Annotated in this window: 8 protein-coding genes and 1 pseudogene; 2 read left to right on the forward strand and 7 right to left on the reverse strand. The window is 50.5% G+C overall.

The window, feature by feature from the left end; all coding sequences use genetic code 11:
* Positions 1-43: 43 nt before the first annotated feature.
* The 4 genes and pseudogenes from JCM2765_RS08410 to JCM2765_RS08425 form a co-directional block, all read right to left on the reverse strand.
* Positions 44-817 (reverse strand): YibE/F family protein, encoded by a 774-nt coding sequence (locus tag JCM2765_RS08410; protein WP_054736000.1) that lies wholly within the window; start codon positions 815-817, stop codon positions 44-46.
* Complete coding sequence (locus JCM2765_RS08415; RefSeq protein ID WP_054736002.1) at positions 796-1,935, reverse strand: YibE/F family protein; 1,140 nt, start codon at positions 1,933-1,935, stop codon at positions 796-798. Before JCM2765_RS08415 ends, JCM2765_RS08410 begins: the two co-directional genes overlap by 22 nt.
* Positions 1,936-3,052: 1,117 nt before the next feature.
* Positions 3,053-3,484, reverse strand: a complete 432-nt coding sequence (locus JCM2765_RS08420; protein ID WP_369404061.1) for a universal stress protein — start codon at positions 3,482-3,484, stop codon at positions 3,053-3,055.
* Positions 3,485-3,549: 65 nt separating this feature from the next.
* Positions 3,550-5,123 (reverse strand): annotated as a pseudogene (locus tag JCM2765_RS08425) (amidohydrolase).
* A gap of 188 nt (positions 5,124-5,311) precedes the next feature.
* On the opposite strand from JCM2765_RS08425, the gene JCM2765_RS08430 reads away from it, so the two are divergent.
* Together JCM2765_RS08430 and JCM2765_RS08435 are read left to right on the forward strand one after the other, a co-directional pair.
* Positions 5,312-7,231 (forward strand): M13 family metallopeptidase, encoded by a 1,920-nt coding sequence (locus JCM2765_RS08430; RefSeq protein ID WP_054736005.1) that lies wholly within the window; start codon positions 5,312-5,314, stop codon positions 7,229-7,231.
* A 216-nt stretch (positions 7,232-7,447) separates the two neighbouring features.
* Positions 7,448-10,768, forward strand: coding sequence for a mucin-binding protein (locus tag JCM2765_RS08435; RefSeq protein WP_054736007.1), 3,321 nt, complete (start codon positions 7,448-7,450; stop codon positions 10,766-10,768).
* A gap of 126 nt (positions 10,769-10,894) precedes the next feature.
* On the opposite strand, the gene JCM2765_RS08440 is transcribed toward JCM2765_RS08435, so the two are convergent.
* The 3 genes from JCM2765_RS08440 to JCM2765_RS18145 are packed head-to-tail and all read right to left on the reverse strand — an operon-like array spanning position 10,895 to position 15,215.
* Entirely contained in the window at positions 10,895-13,351 is a 2,457-nt protein-coding gene (locus tag JCM2765_RS08440) for a mucin-binding protein (protein WP_156301738.1), read from the reverse strand.
* Positions 13,312-14,403 (reverse strand): BspA family leucine-rich repeat surface protein, encoded by a 1,092-nt coding sequence (locus JCM2765_RS08445; protein ID WP_369404062.1) that lies wholly within the window; start codon positions 14,401-14,403, stop codon positions 13,312-13,314. Before JCM2765_RS08445 ends, JCM2765_RS08440 begins: the two co-directional genes overlap by 40 nt.
* A gap of 5 nt (positions 14,404-14,408) precedes the next feature.
* Positions 14,409-15,215 (reverse strand): KxYKxGKxW signal peptide domain-containing protein, encoded by an 807-nt coding sequence (locus tag JCM2765_RS18145; protein WP_054736012.1) that lies wholly within the window; start codon positions 15,213-15,215, stop codon positions 14,409-14,411.
* Positions 15,216-15,744 lie beyond the last annotated feature (529 nt).

Consider the following 15,744-nt stretch of genomic DNA (forward strand, 5'->3'; position numbering starts at 1 on the left):
AAAGCCCAGGCGCTTTCACGGAAGTCGCCTTACACGCCGCTCTTTAACCGCTTCTCTCCGCACTCTTACGCCTTCGCGTCTCAAACCCCACCATCGCCCAAGTCGTCAGTGGAATCGTCGCAATCACCGACAGCATCGAAAACAGCACCATCAAAATCTCACTCACAAAAATTTTATCATTAATAATATCACCAATTGAATAGTGCACGCCGGCGAACCAGATAAACAACGCTAAGAACCCACCAAAAAAGCCGAAGAACAGCGTGTTGAAGGTTGTGCCGATAATCTGACTACCTACTTTGAAACCCGCGCCCTGCAGGTTTTTTAGGCTAATTTTCGGGTGTTGTGCCAAGATCTCCGCCAAACCCGCTGAAATGGCGATTGCCGCTTCCGCAATCGCACCCAACGTACTCAAAATAGCCGTCGACATCGCGATTTCTAAGTAGTTAATACCCAAAATCGTTGACATGCCTTCCAAGTCTTCGCTGTCTTCCTGACCGAACCCTTGAATTTGCGCCCAGTGTTCCACCGGAATAATCAACGCAACTAACAGTAACAGCACCACGATTGACGCGTAGAACGCCACCATCGTACTGTCCGAGTCGCTGCCACCAAGAAAAATCGTCATGGCTAACACAATGATGCTTGTGACCAATGTGACGAGGACCGGTGAAAAGTGAAACGCCATCAGCACCATTGCGAAGAACAGTGCGCCAAAGTTAAATAACAAGCTTAAAAACGCCTGAAACCCTTGACCACCGCCAACCGCAACCATGCAAACCAGTAAAACTAACCCTAGTGCCGTAATCGTGCCCATGGCCGCTTACCTCCAATCAATAGACTCGTGATCCCGCAAGCAACCGGCACCGTTAACACAATCCCGATGCCGCTGATCAAGCTCTGAATCACCCCAAGCGACATCGTCATATTGAAGGTGTAGCCCCAGGAGTTCGCATTTTTCAAATACAGCAAGGCTAACGGTAAGGTATCTGCCACGAAAATAAAGAACAGCACGTTAACCAGCGGTCCCATAATTTCGCCGCCGATTTGCCGTCCGGATTTGAAAATCTGCTTGGCTGAGATTGCGGGTTGTTCCTGCTTTAACGCCATCAGTGACGCGATAATATCGGTTGATTCATCCATGACCGCTCCCAGTGATCCCAGTAGCGTTTCTGCTAGGAACAACGGTCGTGGCAACTGCGTCACGTACTGCATCGACTCGTAGTAAACGCCGTGTTCGTGAGTTAACGCAAAGACGCATAGTGCGACCACGATCGATACTCCGGTCCCAATTAACGTCGTCAGGAAGGTCATCACCATCTGCTGATTCCAACCAATCACGATCAGTAACGTCAACGCCGCGAATAAAATCGCTAAACCGCTAAAAATCAGCAGTACCATGCCGCCCTGCGTGTTCGTGTTCCACCTGACTGCCAGCCAAAACAAGCCCCCGTTCACGAGGACGCTAGCCAGCGCCATGAACCCACTGAAGCGCATTAACACCAGTAAAATACTAATCACGACCCACGCCGTAAATGCCAATGCCACGTCACGCTTCGGTCCCGAAACGGTTGCGGTTAACTTGCCCTTTTGATGATGAAGGGTTAAAAATACCCGCTGGTTTTGGTGATAAGCCTGCGTTGTCGACTGGAATTTTAAATAAACGTTCTCAATCGTCATTTTTTGACCACGATACCGACCATTAGTAATCGTCCCGTGAAGTCGCTGAGTCACCTGATGATCAACGTTATCAAACTGGTCGCTCTGTTTATCAACTGCGGTTGTATGTACTGAAGTGATTACCATGAGGGGCTGCTGGTACAGCCGGTCATCATGGGCAACGCCCCATACTAACAAGGCGCCAAGTAGTACAACGAGCGCCGGCCACCATTTCTGCCAGCCACGTCGCTGCACCGTTTTAGTTGTTGTTATCATTTCTCATATCCCACCTTATGGCCCTAATCATAGCACATTCCGATTTTAGCACTGTAGAACCAACAGATTAATTACAAAATCGTTATTTTTGCCTGTCATCTGAATTTAACAATTCGCTACTAACGGCATGACCATCACGTTGGCGCCGCTTTACCTTAATTTACCGACTACCCCATTACTGGAAAATCCCGGCGAACCCCCTTGATTTTTCACCCAACTCTGAGGTAGAATAGTTAAATGATTGATTATCATATTTAAAGTGAGGGTTAGATATCATGAGAAAAGCACATCCACATGGCGTACAAGGTCGCCGTCCAGTGAACCAAAAGAAGGACGCGAAGCGCCAAAAAGAAATTTCAAACTTGCAACAATGGCTTAAGAGCACTAAGAAGTAATTCTTCTTGCTTACAGCTGAAAGGTCCCACAGTTCAATGACCAAAGTAATTTGGTGACTGAATTGTGGGGCTTTTTTTATCCAGAGTGCGGAGAAAAACGGGTTGAAAGCGGAGTGTAAGGGCGACCCGCAGAAAGTCGTGGGCTTGACGACTTTTTGTGGGTCGCCCTTACATGCAGCTTTCAGTTTTTCGGAGCACGTTTCGGCGCAGTTGCCAAAATGCAGTTCCAATGGCAATCCCACCATATAGCCAACAGCACCAACAAAACAGTCCCAGAGGCGCCGAAATTCAATATGGAAGTAGTACTCGTTGCCTCAAGCACTCAAGTCACAAAACGCACTAACGCCAGTACGGTATCACCACAACTCAACCAATCATTAATCGACATAAAAACCACCACATCAAAAAGAGAATGCCGCTCACCATCGCAGCATTCTCTTTTGTCGTTTATTGTTTAGTTGGTTATCTGGTAATGAGTGGTGAGGGCGACGTGCACTCCGATTACCTAGTTTTCGACGCCACTTAAATTGTCGTGTTTCGCTAACCAGTCATATAGTGAAGTTTTTTAACGTTACAATATTGATTAGCCTGCGCCGAAATGAGCTCCGCAAGGCAGAGAGTTGCACGTAAGCAACTTCCGCCACAAACCCCAAAAACCGGGGTTTCTGGCAAAAGTCGCTTACGCTCCACTCTCTAACCGCCTTGCTCCGCTCTCTAGCTCTCTAATCTCCCACCACCATCACCGCCGTAATCGACCGTCTAGTCACATAAGCCGTCGTTGAGCCCATAATCGCCCGGCTCAAGCCGTGGACCCCAGACTTGCCGATGATGGTTAAATCGGTCTCTAATCGGTCTGGTAACGAGTCCGCGATTGCCATCTTTGGAATGCCAACTTCAAACATCGTCACTAGGTCAACGCCCTGCTTTTCCGCCCGGCTTCTAGCCTCTTGAAGGGTGACTTCCGCCTGTTCCTTCATGTGCGCCATAATGTCGTCACCGAAAATTGCACCGTACTGTGTGTAACTCTGATCGTTTGCGACCACCACTGCGTAAATTTTTGAGTCATAATGCTTGGCGAGATCAAACGCGGTTGCTAGCGCCTTAAAGGCGTTCTCACTGCCATCCAACGGAACCAAAATCTTCTCAAACATCATAACCACCCCCATGGTTTTATTAACTTTATCGTAGCATATTTCACAGCTAACGGATAGTTTCCCGCCTAACGTTCGTAGACTTTTTTAGCCCCAATCCACGTCGACAGAACCTTGGTCTGACCGATCTGATCAGCTGGTACGCTAAACAGATCCTGATTCAAGATGACGAAGTCCGCCCGGAATCCCGGTTGCAACTGGCCGCTATCCGTTAAACCACCAACTTCAGCGCCCCACTTGGTGTACCCCAGTACAGCTTCACCAATCGAGATTGCCTCATCCAAATTGACCACGTCACCGTTGACCGCCGTCCGGTTAACCGCCGCCTGCATGGCAATAAATGGGCTATCCGGTTCAAACCACGGCGTACATGGCGCATCCGAACTCAATGCCGTTCGCGTCGTCGCAATCATCGACTTGATCCGGTAAGCATTTTTAAATTGGTCGTCGTTCAAATACGTCCGGTACGACTCATCCTCCGCAAAGTAAAAAATCGGCTGCGTGACCAACGCGTAGTTCATCTTGGCCGCCTTGATCTGTGCCAGCATCTCATCGCTCAACAGCGTGGCGTGTTCGATACGAATTGATGGCCCATGTTCCAGCCATGGTGTCAGATCCTGCGTGGTATCCAAAATCAATTGAATGGCCGCATCACCCATCGCGTGCACCGCCGCTTGTAAGTGATGGTCCCGCGCAAAGGTCACCGCCGCCAGCAACTCCTCACCCGTGGTCAACTGCACGCCATTCTTACCACTCGGATAAGGCACCTTATTCCAAGCCGTTTCGCCGGAAATACTGCCGTCCATAAACACCTTCACCCCGGCAATCGACAGCTTATCGTTATCAGGCGTTCCAATCGGATCCTTCAAATCCTTAATTTCGCTCCAAACGTAGTAAATCGCACTCTGCGGTTCAAAGCCCCGCTTCATCGCGTCTTCGTACAAATCCAACGTATCGTAAGGTTGTTTACGCCCCATCAGTTCACCAATCGCCACCAACCCGTTTTCGAGGTAGTGCGTTGAGGTGTTCACCATGTTAGTGACGTCTGCTTCATAGTTTTGCGCTGACTTCGCCCGAATCAACAATTGTGAAGCGGCGACTTCCTTCATATACCATTTGGCCGACCATCCGGAAAATGCCCAATCTCGCCACCCTTAGGATCCGGCGTCTCAGCGGTGATACCCGCTAATTCAAGCGCCTTCGAGTTACCGATCGATGAATGACAATCTGACCGGTAAATGAAAATCGGTTGCTCAGTCGTAATCGCGTCCAAATCATCAACCGTCGGTGTCCGGTGTTCGGCTAGCTTGGTTTCATCAAAGCCCCAGCCTTCCAGCCAAACGTTCGCGCCCTTGCCGAATTCAGGGGACTGGCGTAGCGCGGCCTGCATATCCGCAATGCTGTTGATGTGCGGTGGCGTACAAGCGCCCCCGTGCAAGGCATCCGCAATGTATTTTGGATGGGTATGCGCATCTAGCAGCCCGGGTAGGACCGTTTGTTGGTGCAGGTCGATGGCCTGATCATCCGTAACATCCGCCGCATCACCCACCCAGGTGACCCGACCGTTTTCCAGCGTCATCGCCGACACAAAGCTTGTGGCGTCTTGGCCGGTAAAAATGTTACCGTTCGTAAAGGTTGTCATGGTTGATTCCTCCGTCTGATTAAAAGTTCTTAATCTTATTTTAACGGTTATGCCAGTTAACACAACGGTTAATTAACTCGCTTATCCAACCATCAGTCGAATTCCCTGATTTTCGCAAGCAGTCGTTCACCAAAATACGCCACATAGCAGTATAATATAAGCATATTGCATCATTTGGAGGGAACTGAATGTCAACTAAACTTGATTCGAACTTGATCAAACAAGACCTATACGAGGCCGTCAACGGCGAATGGCTGAAAACTGCCGTCATTCCTGGCGACCACTCCACGACCGGTGGCTTTACCGACCTGGCCGATAACATTGAAAAAACCTTAATGAGCGACTTTAGCGACTTACTCGCAGGCAAACTAGAACCCCAAAACGCTGAAATGGCAGCGTTCAAACAGTTTTACGCGTTAACCAGCGACTTTGCAAAACGCGAAGCCGATGGCGCTGCGCCACTGAAACCCTACCTTGACCGCATCGAAGCCTTAACTAACTACCAAGATTTGAGTGACCAATTGGCCGACTGGATCTTAACCGGCTTGCCAACGCCGTTTAACCTCGAAATTGATTCCGATATGAAGAACTCGACCCAGTACGCGCTGTTTGCGAGCGGTCCCCGGCTCTTCTTACCTGATAAGACCTACTATGAAGAAGGTAATCAGGCAGCCAAACAGTTGATGCCGATCTTCACCAACATGGTGAGTGCCCTCTTGACATTAGCGGGTTACGATGACGCTGCTGCGCAACGGATCATCGATGGTGCCACGGCATTTGACCGCTTGGTTGCGCCACACGTGAAGTCCGCTGAAGAAGGCGCCGACTACAGCAAGATGTACAACCCCCGTTCCCTTAATGAGATTGCGGGTAGCACTTCGAAGCTGGATTTGAAGACGGCCATTACCACGTTGGTTGGTGACACCCCGAAAGTCATCATCACGCCAGAACCCGCCTACTTTGACGCGCTCAACGACCTCTTGACCGATGAGAACTTCGATGCCATGAAGAGTTGGTTACTGGTTAAAACGGTGAACGGCTTGTCCAGCTACCTTAGCGAAGAATTTTGCCAAACCGCAACCCAGTACGGTCGCGCCCTTTCTGGCCGGAAGGAAGCCCGCAGTCAAGAAAAAGCGGCGTACGACCTCGCAACCGGTGTCTTTGACCAAGTTGTCGGTGATTACTATGGTCGCAAATACTTCGGTGAAGCCGCCAAACAAGACGTCCACGATATGGTCGTCAAGATGGTCAACGTCTACAAGAAGCGCTTAGCTGCCAACACTTGGCTCGGCAAGGCTACCCGGGATAAGGCCATCGTTAAGTTGGATAAGCTCGGCATCCAAGTCGGCTACCCCGACCAAATCGATCCGCTTTACAGCAAGTTCGCCGTTACCACAGCTGCCGATGGTGGTTCCGTGTTGAGTAACGTCATGGCCTTCACGCGTATCCGCAACACTGATGAATTCGCCAAGTGGAATCAAACCGTTGACCGTACTCGTTGGGAAATGAGTGCGCACACCGTCAACGCCTACTTCCACCCATTCCACAACATCATCGTCTTCCCCGCCGCGATTCTCCAAGCACCGTTCTACAGCTTGAAGCAATCGTCCAGCGAAAACTTTGGTGGTATTGGCGCCGTGATTGCGCACGAAATCTCACACGCCTTTGATAATAACGGCTCCCTGTTTGACGAATACGGGAACTTAAACAACTGGTGGACCGAAGCGGATAACCAACACTTCCACGAACTGGCTGAGACCATGATCAAGGAATTTGACGGCCTGCCATTCGCTGGCAAAACCGTGAACGGCAAGTTGACCGTTTCCGAAAACATTGCTGATGGTGGTGGCTTGAGTTGCGCTTTGGAAGCCGCTAAGGGTGAACCAGACGCTGACTTGCAGGCCTTCTTCCTTAACTGGGCCGCTATCTGGCGCTCAAAAGCCACCAATGAACGCGAAGAACTCCTGTTGGCGATCGACGTCCACGCCCCAGCTAAACTCCGGGCCAACATTCAGGTGCAAAACCTCGAAGATTTCTTTACGACCTTCGATGTTCAACCGGGCGACAAGATGTACCGGAAACCGGAAGACCGGGTTAATATCTGGTAAGCGTTAGAATTAAACTGCAAAATAAACAGCGCTACGTCTCCAATTACGGACTCGTAACGCTGTTTTTGTGCACCCGCATACTAGCACGACACTTTATTTCAATACATCACTGGATACTGAGAAACCGTTTTCAACGTTCTATGCTATGATAAGTTTAGTTTCAAAACTAATCGATCGATAGGCGTCACATGATTTGATCTGGGGGAGGTCAACACTATGTCAAAGCTTACAAGTAATAACACCAAGCTACACTATAAAATGTTTAAGGCTGGCAAATTTTGGGTCTTCATGAGTTTGTCCAGCGCGTTGCTGATTGGGGGCGTGGCAATTACGGCGCACGCGGCAACGGATGAAACATCGACGGATGCGTCCACTGAAACATCAACGGATAGCTCAAGTACGCCTGACAATCAGGCAACGTTGCGAACTGCGACAACTACTGAAGCTGAGGTGCCACCAACCGATGCCTCATCGTCTGACACACCGGTTCAAAGCGAAACACCGGCTGCAACGCCGGCAACACCAGCACCAACGAGTGATGCTGAAGTACCAGCAGATACTCAAACAACTACTGGAATTACAAAATCAACCGAATCACCCCAAGCTACCACACCAGCCACTGACGCCATCACCAAAGATGAAACACCACAATCTGACACCGATAAAATTGACTCAATCAATGTCACACCGACCCCAACTGCGATTAAGAAAGTGGTCCGAGTAGACGCTGTTAGCCAACAAGCGACCGACGCCGTAACCAACCTGCATTTGGACGTTTTAGTCGGCCAAAGTAACACGGTTGAGCCCGGCGAAGTTGACGTTGAGGGAAACCGCTATTACCGGATGGGCATCGATGGCGCCTTTAACATTTCGGCTGATGACCTTGTTGCGGGTAAGAGTTATGACATTGCAACGCTGACGGTTTTACCAGATCCTAGTAATCCCGACTTCATTACACAAATCGAAAAAAGCGGTGCAGACGTCGGTGCTTCCGTGTTCGATGGTAACAAAAACGGTAACGAAATTGGGAGTATTGTCCTGTCAGATAATAAACTCGTCTTTACAGTAAGTGATAAATATGACCCAACTCAACACGCACTTATCGGTAATGGCTATCTAGCCTTTAACGGGCCTTGGATTATGGACATTAACTCAAACACAGATCCCGCTATTATCAAACAAATGCCATTTTCCAACACCCTAACTGTCACTAACCCGCAAAATGAAGTGATTAACAGCTACAAATTCAACTTTCAAGCAGTCCAAACGATTCCATTAACCAAGTGGCAACAAGACTTTCTTGCTGAGTCACCTAGTGCCGATAACGTGCAGGTGTCTAACATGATTTACCAACAAGTTATTCCAACCCCTGATGTTTTGGCCCAACTTCAAGCATCAAATGGGAAAACAGGTGACACAATTCAAAAAGACGTCTACCAGTTTGCCTACAAAATTTCTGCAGATAAACTCTACAAACTGACCGGTGGTGAACTTCAAACTTGGGGGTTTGTCGCGAATTCTGAATCTAATCAACTGGTACGAGTTGACAACGGGGACGAGTACAACATTCACCCCTTCTACATCACAACAGTTAGTGATGCAACCCATGAAGCACCTGATGGCACCTCATTGCAGGATCTCGAAGCGCTTAACTTTGATGGCATGGCCTACTCTTTGCAACCTGATGGCAGTTACTTGGTTTACTACAATTTTAGCGCTAAAGACGTATCCATTGCGACTACTGGCCTTTCTACAAGTCAAAGTGTGGAGGCCCAATTTGATACAAGTGTTGATGCCGCAGACCAAGCCACTAAAACCTATTACGGTGGGGCAATGAATGATATCCCACCAGTATTTCAGATTGTGACTAGTTTCGACTTTGAAAATGAATTTGTGCCTAACACGACGACCGTATCAGCGCTAGACCTAACTACCGGCGAAGTGCTTAAAAAAGAGAATGGTCAACTTCAAACTTATACCCAAACCTCCGTTCCAAACGGTATTCAGCTCTCCACAAACGCCGTAGCAGTTTATCACTATCTCGACATCGATACTGGCCAATACCTGAGTCCGGCCCAAAGAGGCACCATCTACAAACCGACTGGTGCGAACACCGAAACGGCGCCGACCCCAGATATTCCGGGATACGAAATGCTACAGAGCGTGCCAGCCGGCTACACCCTGCCAGACAAGGTTACCGGTAACACGATTGCGGCTGATTCACTGACGGTTTCACTGCCACAAACAGAGGGCGTTATCACGGACTACTACGTCCTTTACCAGACCGCTCGAACCACGAACCCCCTTAACAAAACCGTGACTCAAACCATCAACTATTTGGATGCCAAAGACCACAGCATTGTCGTCGCACCCGCAAATACTCAGTCCGTTGACTTAACGGCCACCGAATTATTAGACGCCGCAACGGGCGATTTAATTGGCTACGACACCAACGCAGACCGAATCGCTGACACCAAGGTGCTGGCGGAAGCTTGGCTGCCTGCCACGGCCAAAACGGCCTATGATGCGGTCACCTCACCAGCTCCTACCGATTACGGCTATGACACCGTTGATAAAGCCGTCATCGCTGGTTCAACCGTCACCGGTGCTACTGAAAATACCGTGATCAACGTGCTATACGATCACAACAGTACCTCAACGACAACCGAATCTAAGACGGTCACTCGAACGATCAACTATCTGGATAAGGACACCAATGCGGTGGTTGCGCCAGCCGTTCCTCAAACCGCAACGTTTACGCGGACCGTAACGACGGATGATACTACGCACGTTGCGACAACTTCTGACTGGAATTTGGCCAACCAAAGCTTAGCCGAAGTGACCTCACCGGATTTGAGTGCAGCTGGTTACCAAGCGCCTGATCAGGCAATCGTTGCTGCATTGACCGTGACGCCCGATTCGGAAAATACCGTGATCAACGTCTACTACCAGAAGAAGACAACCACGCCAACGGGGCCGACTGAGCCAACGGAACCGGACACCACAACGCAACCAACGGAGCCGGAGAACCCGACTGGTCCCGATAACCCGGTAACGCCAACCGAGCCAACTGGTCCGATTAACCCGACTGGTCCCGATACACCGGCAACACCGACGACACCAACGGAACCGGCAACACCGAACACGCCAATCACACCAACTGTGCCAACCACGCCGGTTCAACCGACGTCGCCAGAAACAGCAATAACGCCGGGAACCGCCGAACCAGGGACGGGGATTGACTCACGCACACCGGAACCGTCAACTGAACCCAACGCCACGACAACGCAGTCAAACTTGACGAACGCCGATGCGCAATCGTCGAATACGCAGCAGACTGTCAATTTAGCCGCTACTAGTCAGCGCCCTAATCTGCGGACTGCTTCAACGGCGAGTCAAACGACCGCTCAAACTAAAGCGGCCACCCTCCCACAAACTAGAGAAGCGCGGTACGCTCAAGCCTCACTCGCGGGCTGGTTACTCCTTTCGGTTGCCGGTTTCTTAGGCATCGAAGTTAAGAAACGGCGGGAACGTTAAGCTTTAGTTTCTTCCCCAGTGACTAAAAACAGGATCGAAATTCTTAACCATCTAAGAATTTCAATCCTGTTTTTTTAGCGTTCTAGTTGACGGGTATCACTTGAAAAATGAATTTAATCAATAACCTTAATGCTGCCGGTTCTTCTTGCCAAAGCCAAGTGCCATGCCTAATTCGGCTAATAACGCGGTCAAACCAACTGCAACCCATCCCTTAGCTGACTGCTGATCACCCGTTTGTGGCAACTGCGCTTGTTCAGTTGTTGGAATAGTCTCGTTGCCAGCCACAGTTGATGGCGTTGTCACTGTCTCATCCGTAACCGACTGACTATTTGCTGGTTCATCCGCTAACGTTGCCGGCTGAGTTGCTGCCGGTGCAGTACTGTTATCACTCGTGGTCATTGTCTCATGATCAGTCGTTGGAGCGACCGTCTCACTCGGTGTCGTTTCAGGAACCCCGGTTGCATTTTCCGTTACCGGACTCGACGTTGTTGGCGTATCCGTCTGCGTTGTCGTCTCAGTAGTCGGCGGAACGGCAGCTTCGTTCGTCTCCGTTGGTGTTGTTTCAGTTACGACCTGCTTGTAATCGACTTCAACCACCGAATCAGCGGGCGTTGTCATCGTCGTCCCCGGCACAACTTGTGGCACTACGGTTTGTGACGTTTCATAGCCGTTAATCGTTGGCACATCGTAGGTCGCGTACAAGCCGACCGGCGTATAAGCCGTTTCACCAGTCGCCGGATCAGTCACCGTTTTATACGGTACCGTCTGAACGATTGGTGGGGCTAACGTTTTACCAGTTCCTTGATCCACAAACGTGATCGTCCGGGTCACTGTCGCTGTCCCGTGGTCTAACGGTGAGGCCGTGTAAGTCACTGTTACTTTGGCATCAGTTGGTGCCGTAACTGTCGCCTTCGGTGTGGCTTGTGGCACAGCCGTTTGGTCAGCGGTGTAACCCGTCAACTCAGGCACTTCATAACCAGCATACACACCAGTTGGCGTGTACACCACTTTCCCCGTTACCGTATCGGTTGCCGTGCGGTACGTGACCGTTTGGGTAACGTCCGTTGGCAAGTCTGCATTTGGATTGTCACTCGTAAACGTAATCGTTCGGGTGGCAGTTGTGGTGCCATGCGTCACTGGGTTAGCCGTGTAGTTCACAGTCACGACGCTGTCCGTTGGTGCAGTGGTTGTGGCGCCCGGTGCCAGTTGCGCAACGCTTGCTTGGTCGGCTACGTAGCCTGATAATTCCGGTACATCATAGTCAGCATATGCCCCCGCCGGCGTGTACACCGTCTGCCCCGTCAGCTTATCCGTGGTTGTGCGGTAAGTAACCGTCTGCGTCACATCGTTTGGTAAATCTGCGTTCGGATTGTCACTCGTAAACGTGATCGTCCGGGTCGCAGTTGTGGTGCCATGTGTCACTGGATCAGCGGTGTAGTTCACCGTTACCGTACTATCGGCCGGCGCTGTAGTCGTGGCACCCGGTGCAACTTGCGCAACACTCGTTTGATCAGCTACGTAGCCGGCCAATTCTGGCACTTCATAGCCGGCGTACGCGCCGGTTGGCGTGTACACCGTCTCGCCCGTCACCGAATCAGTCGTTGTGCGGTAAGGCACCGTCTGAACAACCGTTGCCGGTAACTCAGCATTCGGATTATCACTCGTAAACGTAATCGTCCGAGTCGCAGTCGCAGTACCATACGTTACCGGATCAGCGGTGTAGTTCACCGTCACCACCTTATCCGTTGGTTCAATAGTCGTGGCGCCCGGCGCTAGTTGCGCAACGCTTGTTTGATCCGCCACATAACCTGTCAATTCCGGCACTTCATAACCCGCGTACGCCCCAGCCGGCGTGTACACCGTCTTCCCCGTCAACTTATCCGTGGTTGTGCGGTAAGTGATTGTTTGCGTCACATCGTTTGGTAACTCAGCATTTGGGTTATCGCTAGTAAACGTAATTGTCCGGGTACTCGTTGCAGTGCCATACGTGACCGGATTAGGGGAATAGGAAACCGCATCAATCCAAAGCTCTGGTGAATTGAACGATGGGACAAGCGTAATCTGCTTAACCGTTGGCACACTAGGGGTATAGCCTGATAATTCTGGCACCTCGTATTCTGGTAGGACCCCCATCGGCGTATACACCGTTTTGCCCGTCACCGTATCCGTTGCCGTCTTGTAGATCACCGTTTGAATGACGTTGCCCGGTACCTTAGCTTTAGGGTCTTCACTGCCAAAGGTGATTCGGCGCATCGCCGTATCAGTGCCGTACACCATCGGATGCGCGGTGTAATTGACCGTGACCACTGAATCCTGCGGCGCAGTGAAGGTTCCCGCTGGCACGGACGCCGCCACCGTCTGCGTGTCCGCCGTGTAGCCTGCTAACGTTGGCACATCGTACTCGGCAAAAATACTGGTTGGCGTATAGCCAGTCTGATTCGTAGTTGGATCGGTCGCGGTCCGGTAAACGACCTGCTGCACGACCGTTGCCGGCAAGTCAGCATTTGGATTATCGCTCGTAAATGCAATCGTCCGAGAAACGGTCATTTCACCCGTAGTGATCGGTACGGCATCCGCCGCCACGTAAATCTTAAACCGAGTCCCATTCGTCGAGATGCCAACCCCTTCTCTTGCTGTTTATAACTGCCCAGTTCCGTGCCAGTGGCGGCATGGTAACCATCCGGGATCACCCCGTTAACTGCCAAATCATCCAAATTAACGTCCACTAACGCGCCATAAGTGTCCAAAATGACCTTTTCGCTGTCCGGTACCATTTGACCGGTCGCCACATCGATTGGCTGGTAGAAGTTGAGCACTGGCTGTGACCACACGTAGGTCATTGGCGCGCCGATGCCGTTACCCTTATACAGATCCATGAGCTGCGTTGTCGACCAAACTGGCCCTTCCGGATCGGTGATCGTACCGGAAGAAATCATTTCCCACCCGGTAACAAACTGACCATCTTGTTCGATGCCACTAACGAGGTTTGGATTACCCAACTGGTCACTCGTGTGTGGTGGAATCGGGGTGCCCGCTTCTGGGACATCCGGGAGTTTCGCATCCGTCAGTTTGACGTGCTGACCAACGGTGAGTTGCCAGAGGTTGTCCATTTGTCCCAACCAGCTTGAGGTGTTGGCGTCAGGTGACATCTGCCAGTATTTAACGTTTAAAATTTGGATGCCTGCACCAAAGAACATCGAGCCAAAGTCGGTCACTTGGGCAACGTCAAAATCGCTGACGTTTAAGACGAGCTTGGCATTGCGGTTACCGGCATCTTCAAACATCGAATTCATATTGGTAACTTTGCTGGTATCAAAGTTCGAAACATCTAAATTTTCGAGTGACGACGTGCCGTAGAACATCTGCTGCATGTTCGTTGCTTGGCTCGTATCAAAGCCGCTCACGTCTAGGGATTTTATTGCACCGAGACTTTCAAACATGCCGTAAAAGTTGGTGACCGAACTGGTATCAAATGGTGTCAGGTCAATATCCACCAGCGCACCGTCGCCCCAAAACATCCGACTCATATCAGTGACCTTGCTTGTGTTAAATAACGTTGGGTCCACCGTGATCGACGTTAATTTCGGATCACTCGCAAACATGTGACTCATGCTCGTCATCTGACTGGTATCCATCCCGGTTAAGTCGATCGTCGTGACGTTTGGTAAATCGCCAAATAAATGAATGTTGTAGTTATCATTATTGGTTGAGCTATCGGCAACCACTCCGGCTTCGGTGGTAATTGAGGTAATCTGATCGGCGTAAGGTAGCAAGGCGCTTTATCCGTCATGGTCCCCGCGTGGATCGTCAAAGCCCCGTCTTCGGCTAAATCCCAAGTGGCAGTCCCGTAAGTCCCCGTTTGCGGCGTGACGGCCGTAGCTGCAGCGATGCGGGTGACAACTTGCGGCGTACCGGTGGTTTGGTACGCTTCGGCCGCCGCTGTTTTGATGTCGTTATAGGTTGCGTCATCGACATCGCCAACGTTTGTGATTTGGCTTGAGGTCGAGTCGGTGGTTATTGTTGATGAATCTGCCGTCTCGGTGGTTGCTGAGGCGGTTTCCGTAGTTGGCGTTGCATCGCTTACCGGTACTGATTCAGGCGTCTGAGTTGTTGCTTGTGTCGTTTGAGCGGTATTGGCCACAGGCGTTGCTTCAGTTATCGGCGTTTGTTCGCTAATCGTTGCCGCAGGTGCGTTGATCAAAGTCGTTTGACTATTAGTTAAGGGTGTGTCGTTTTCGGCATCGCCAGTCTTCGAAATAACCGTTGTCTGCGTCGCTGCATTATCCCCCGTTGCTGCTTGCGCAGTGACGCCTAAGCCAGCTAAACCTAACGTGACGGTTGTTATCCCCATAACGACCCAAATTTTACCATCCTTATATCGTTTGAAACGCTGCTTGGTCGTTGCCGTATCCTGTAACAAACGCTGGTGCTTTCGTGCCATTGTCATTTGTGTTTCCCCCTCCAAGGTGTTGCACTTGTGTCCCCCATTTACCACGTTTATCTAATTATAAGTAACGACAAATGTCTCTTCGCCACTAATATACCATTGTTGGGGATGGTTGGCAATCGTGTGTTATTTTGGGACATTTGCGGGGTGGTTGTCGGGTTTATGAGAGTTGGTGGTTGGCTATACCATTTACTATAGATAGCTTATGATAAGGAAAAGAAACGCGCGAAAAGAGCAAAGCGTTATGTGTAAGGGCGGCCGCCGTAAAGCTACCAATTCCGGTATTTTGCTGAGTGCTTCCAGCGACGTGCTTTGCTACTACGTTTGTTTCGGCTTGGTTTGGGCTTTGACTTCTTGGGGTTCCTTTAGTTCACTGTAGTTTGTCAGCTTTTTTTCTTTCTGGCCACCACGCCGAAACGCGCAAAAAAGAGCAAAGAGTTGCATACAAGGCACCATCCCCAAAGGTCTAAAACCCAGGCCTTTGGGATGGTGCCCTTGTACTCCACTCTTTAACCGCTCTTTTTTGCGC

The sequence above is a fragment of the Secundilactobacillus similis DSM 23365 = JCM 2765 genome, assembly GCF_001311075.1.
Classification (GTDB): domain Bacteria; phylum Bacillota; class Bacilli; order Lactobacillales; family Lactobacillaceae; genus Secundilactobacillus; species Secundilactobacillus similis.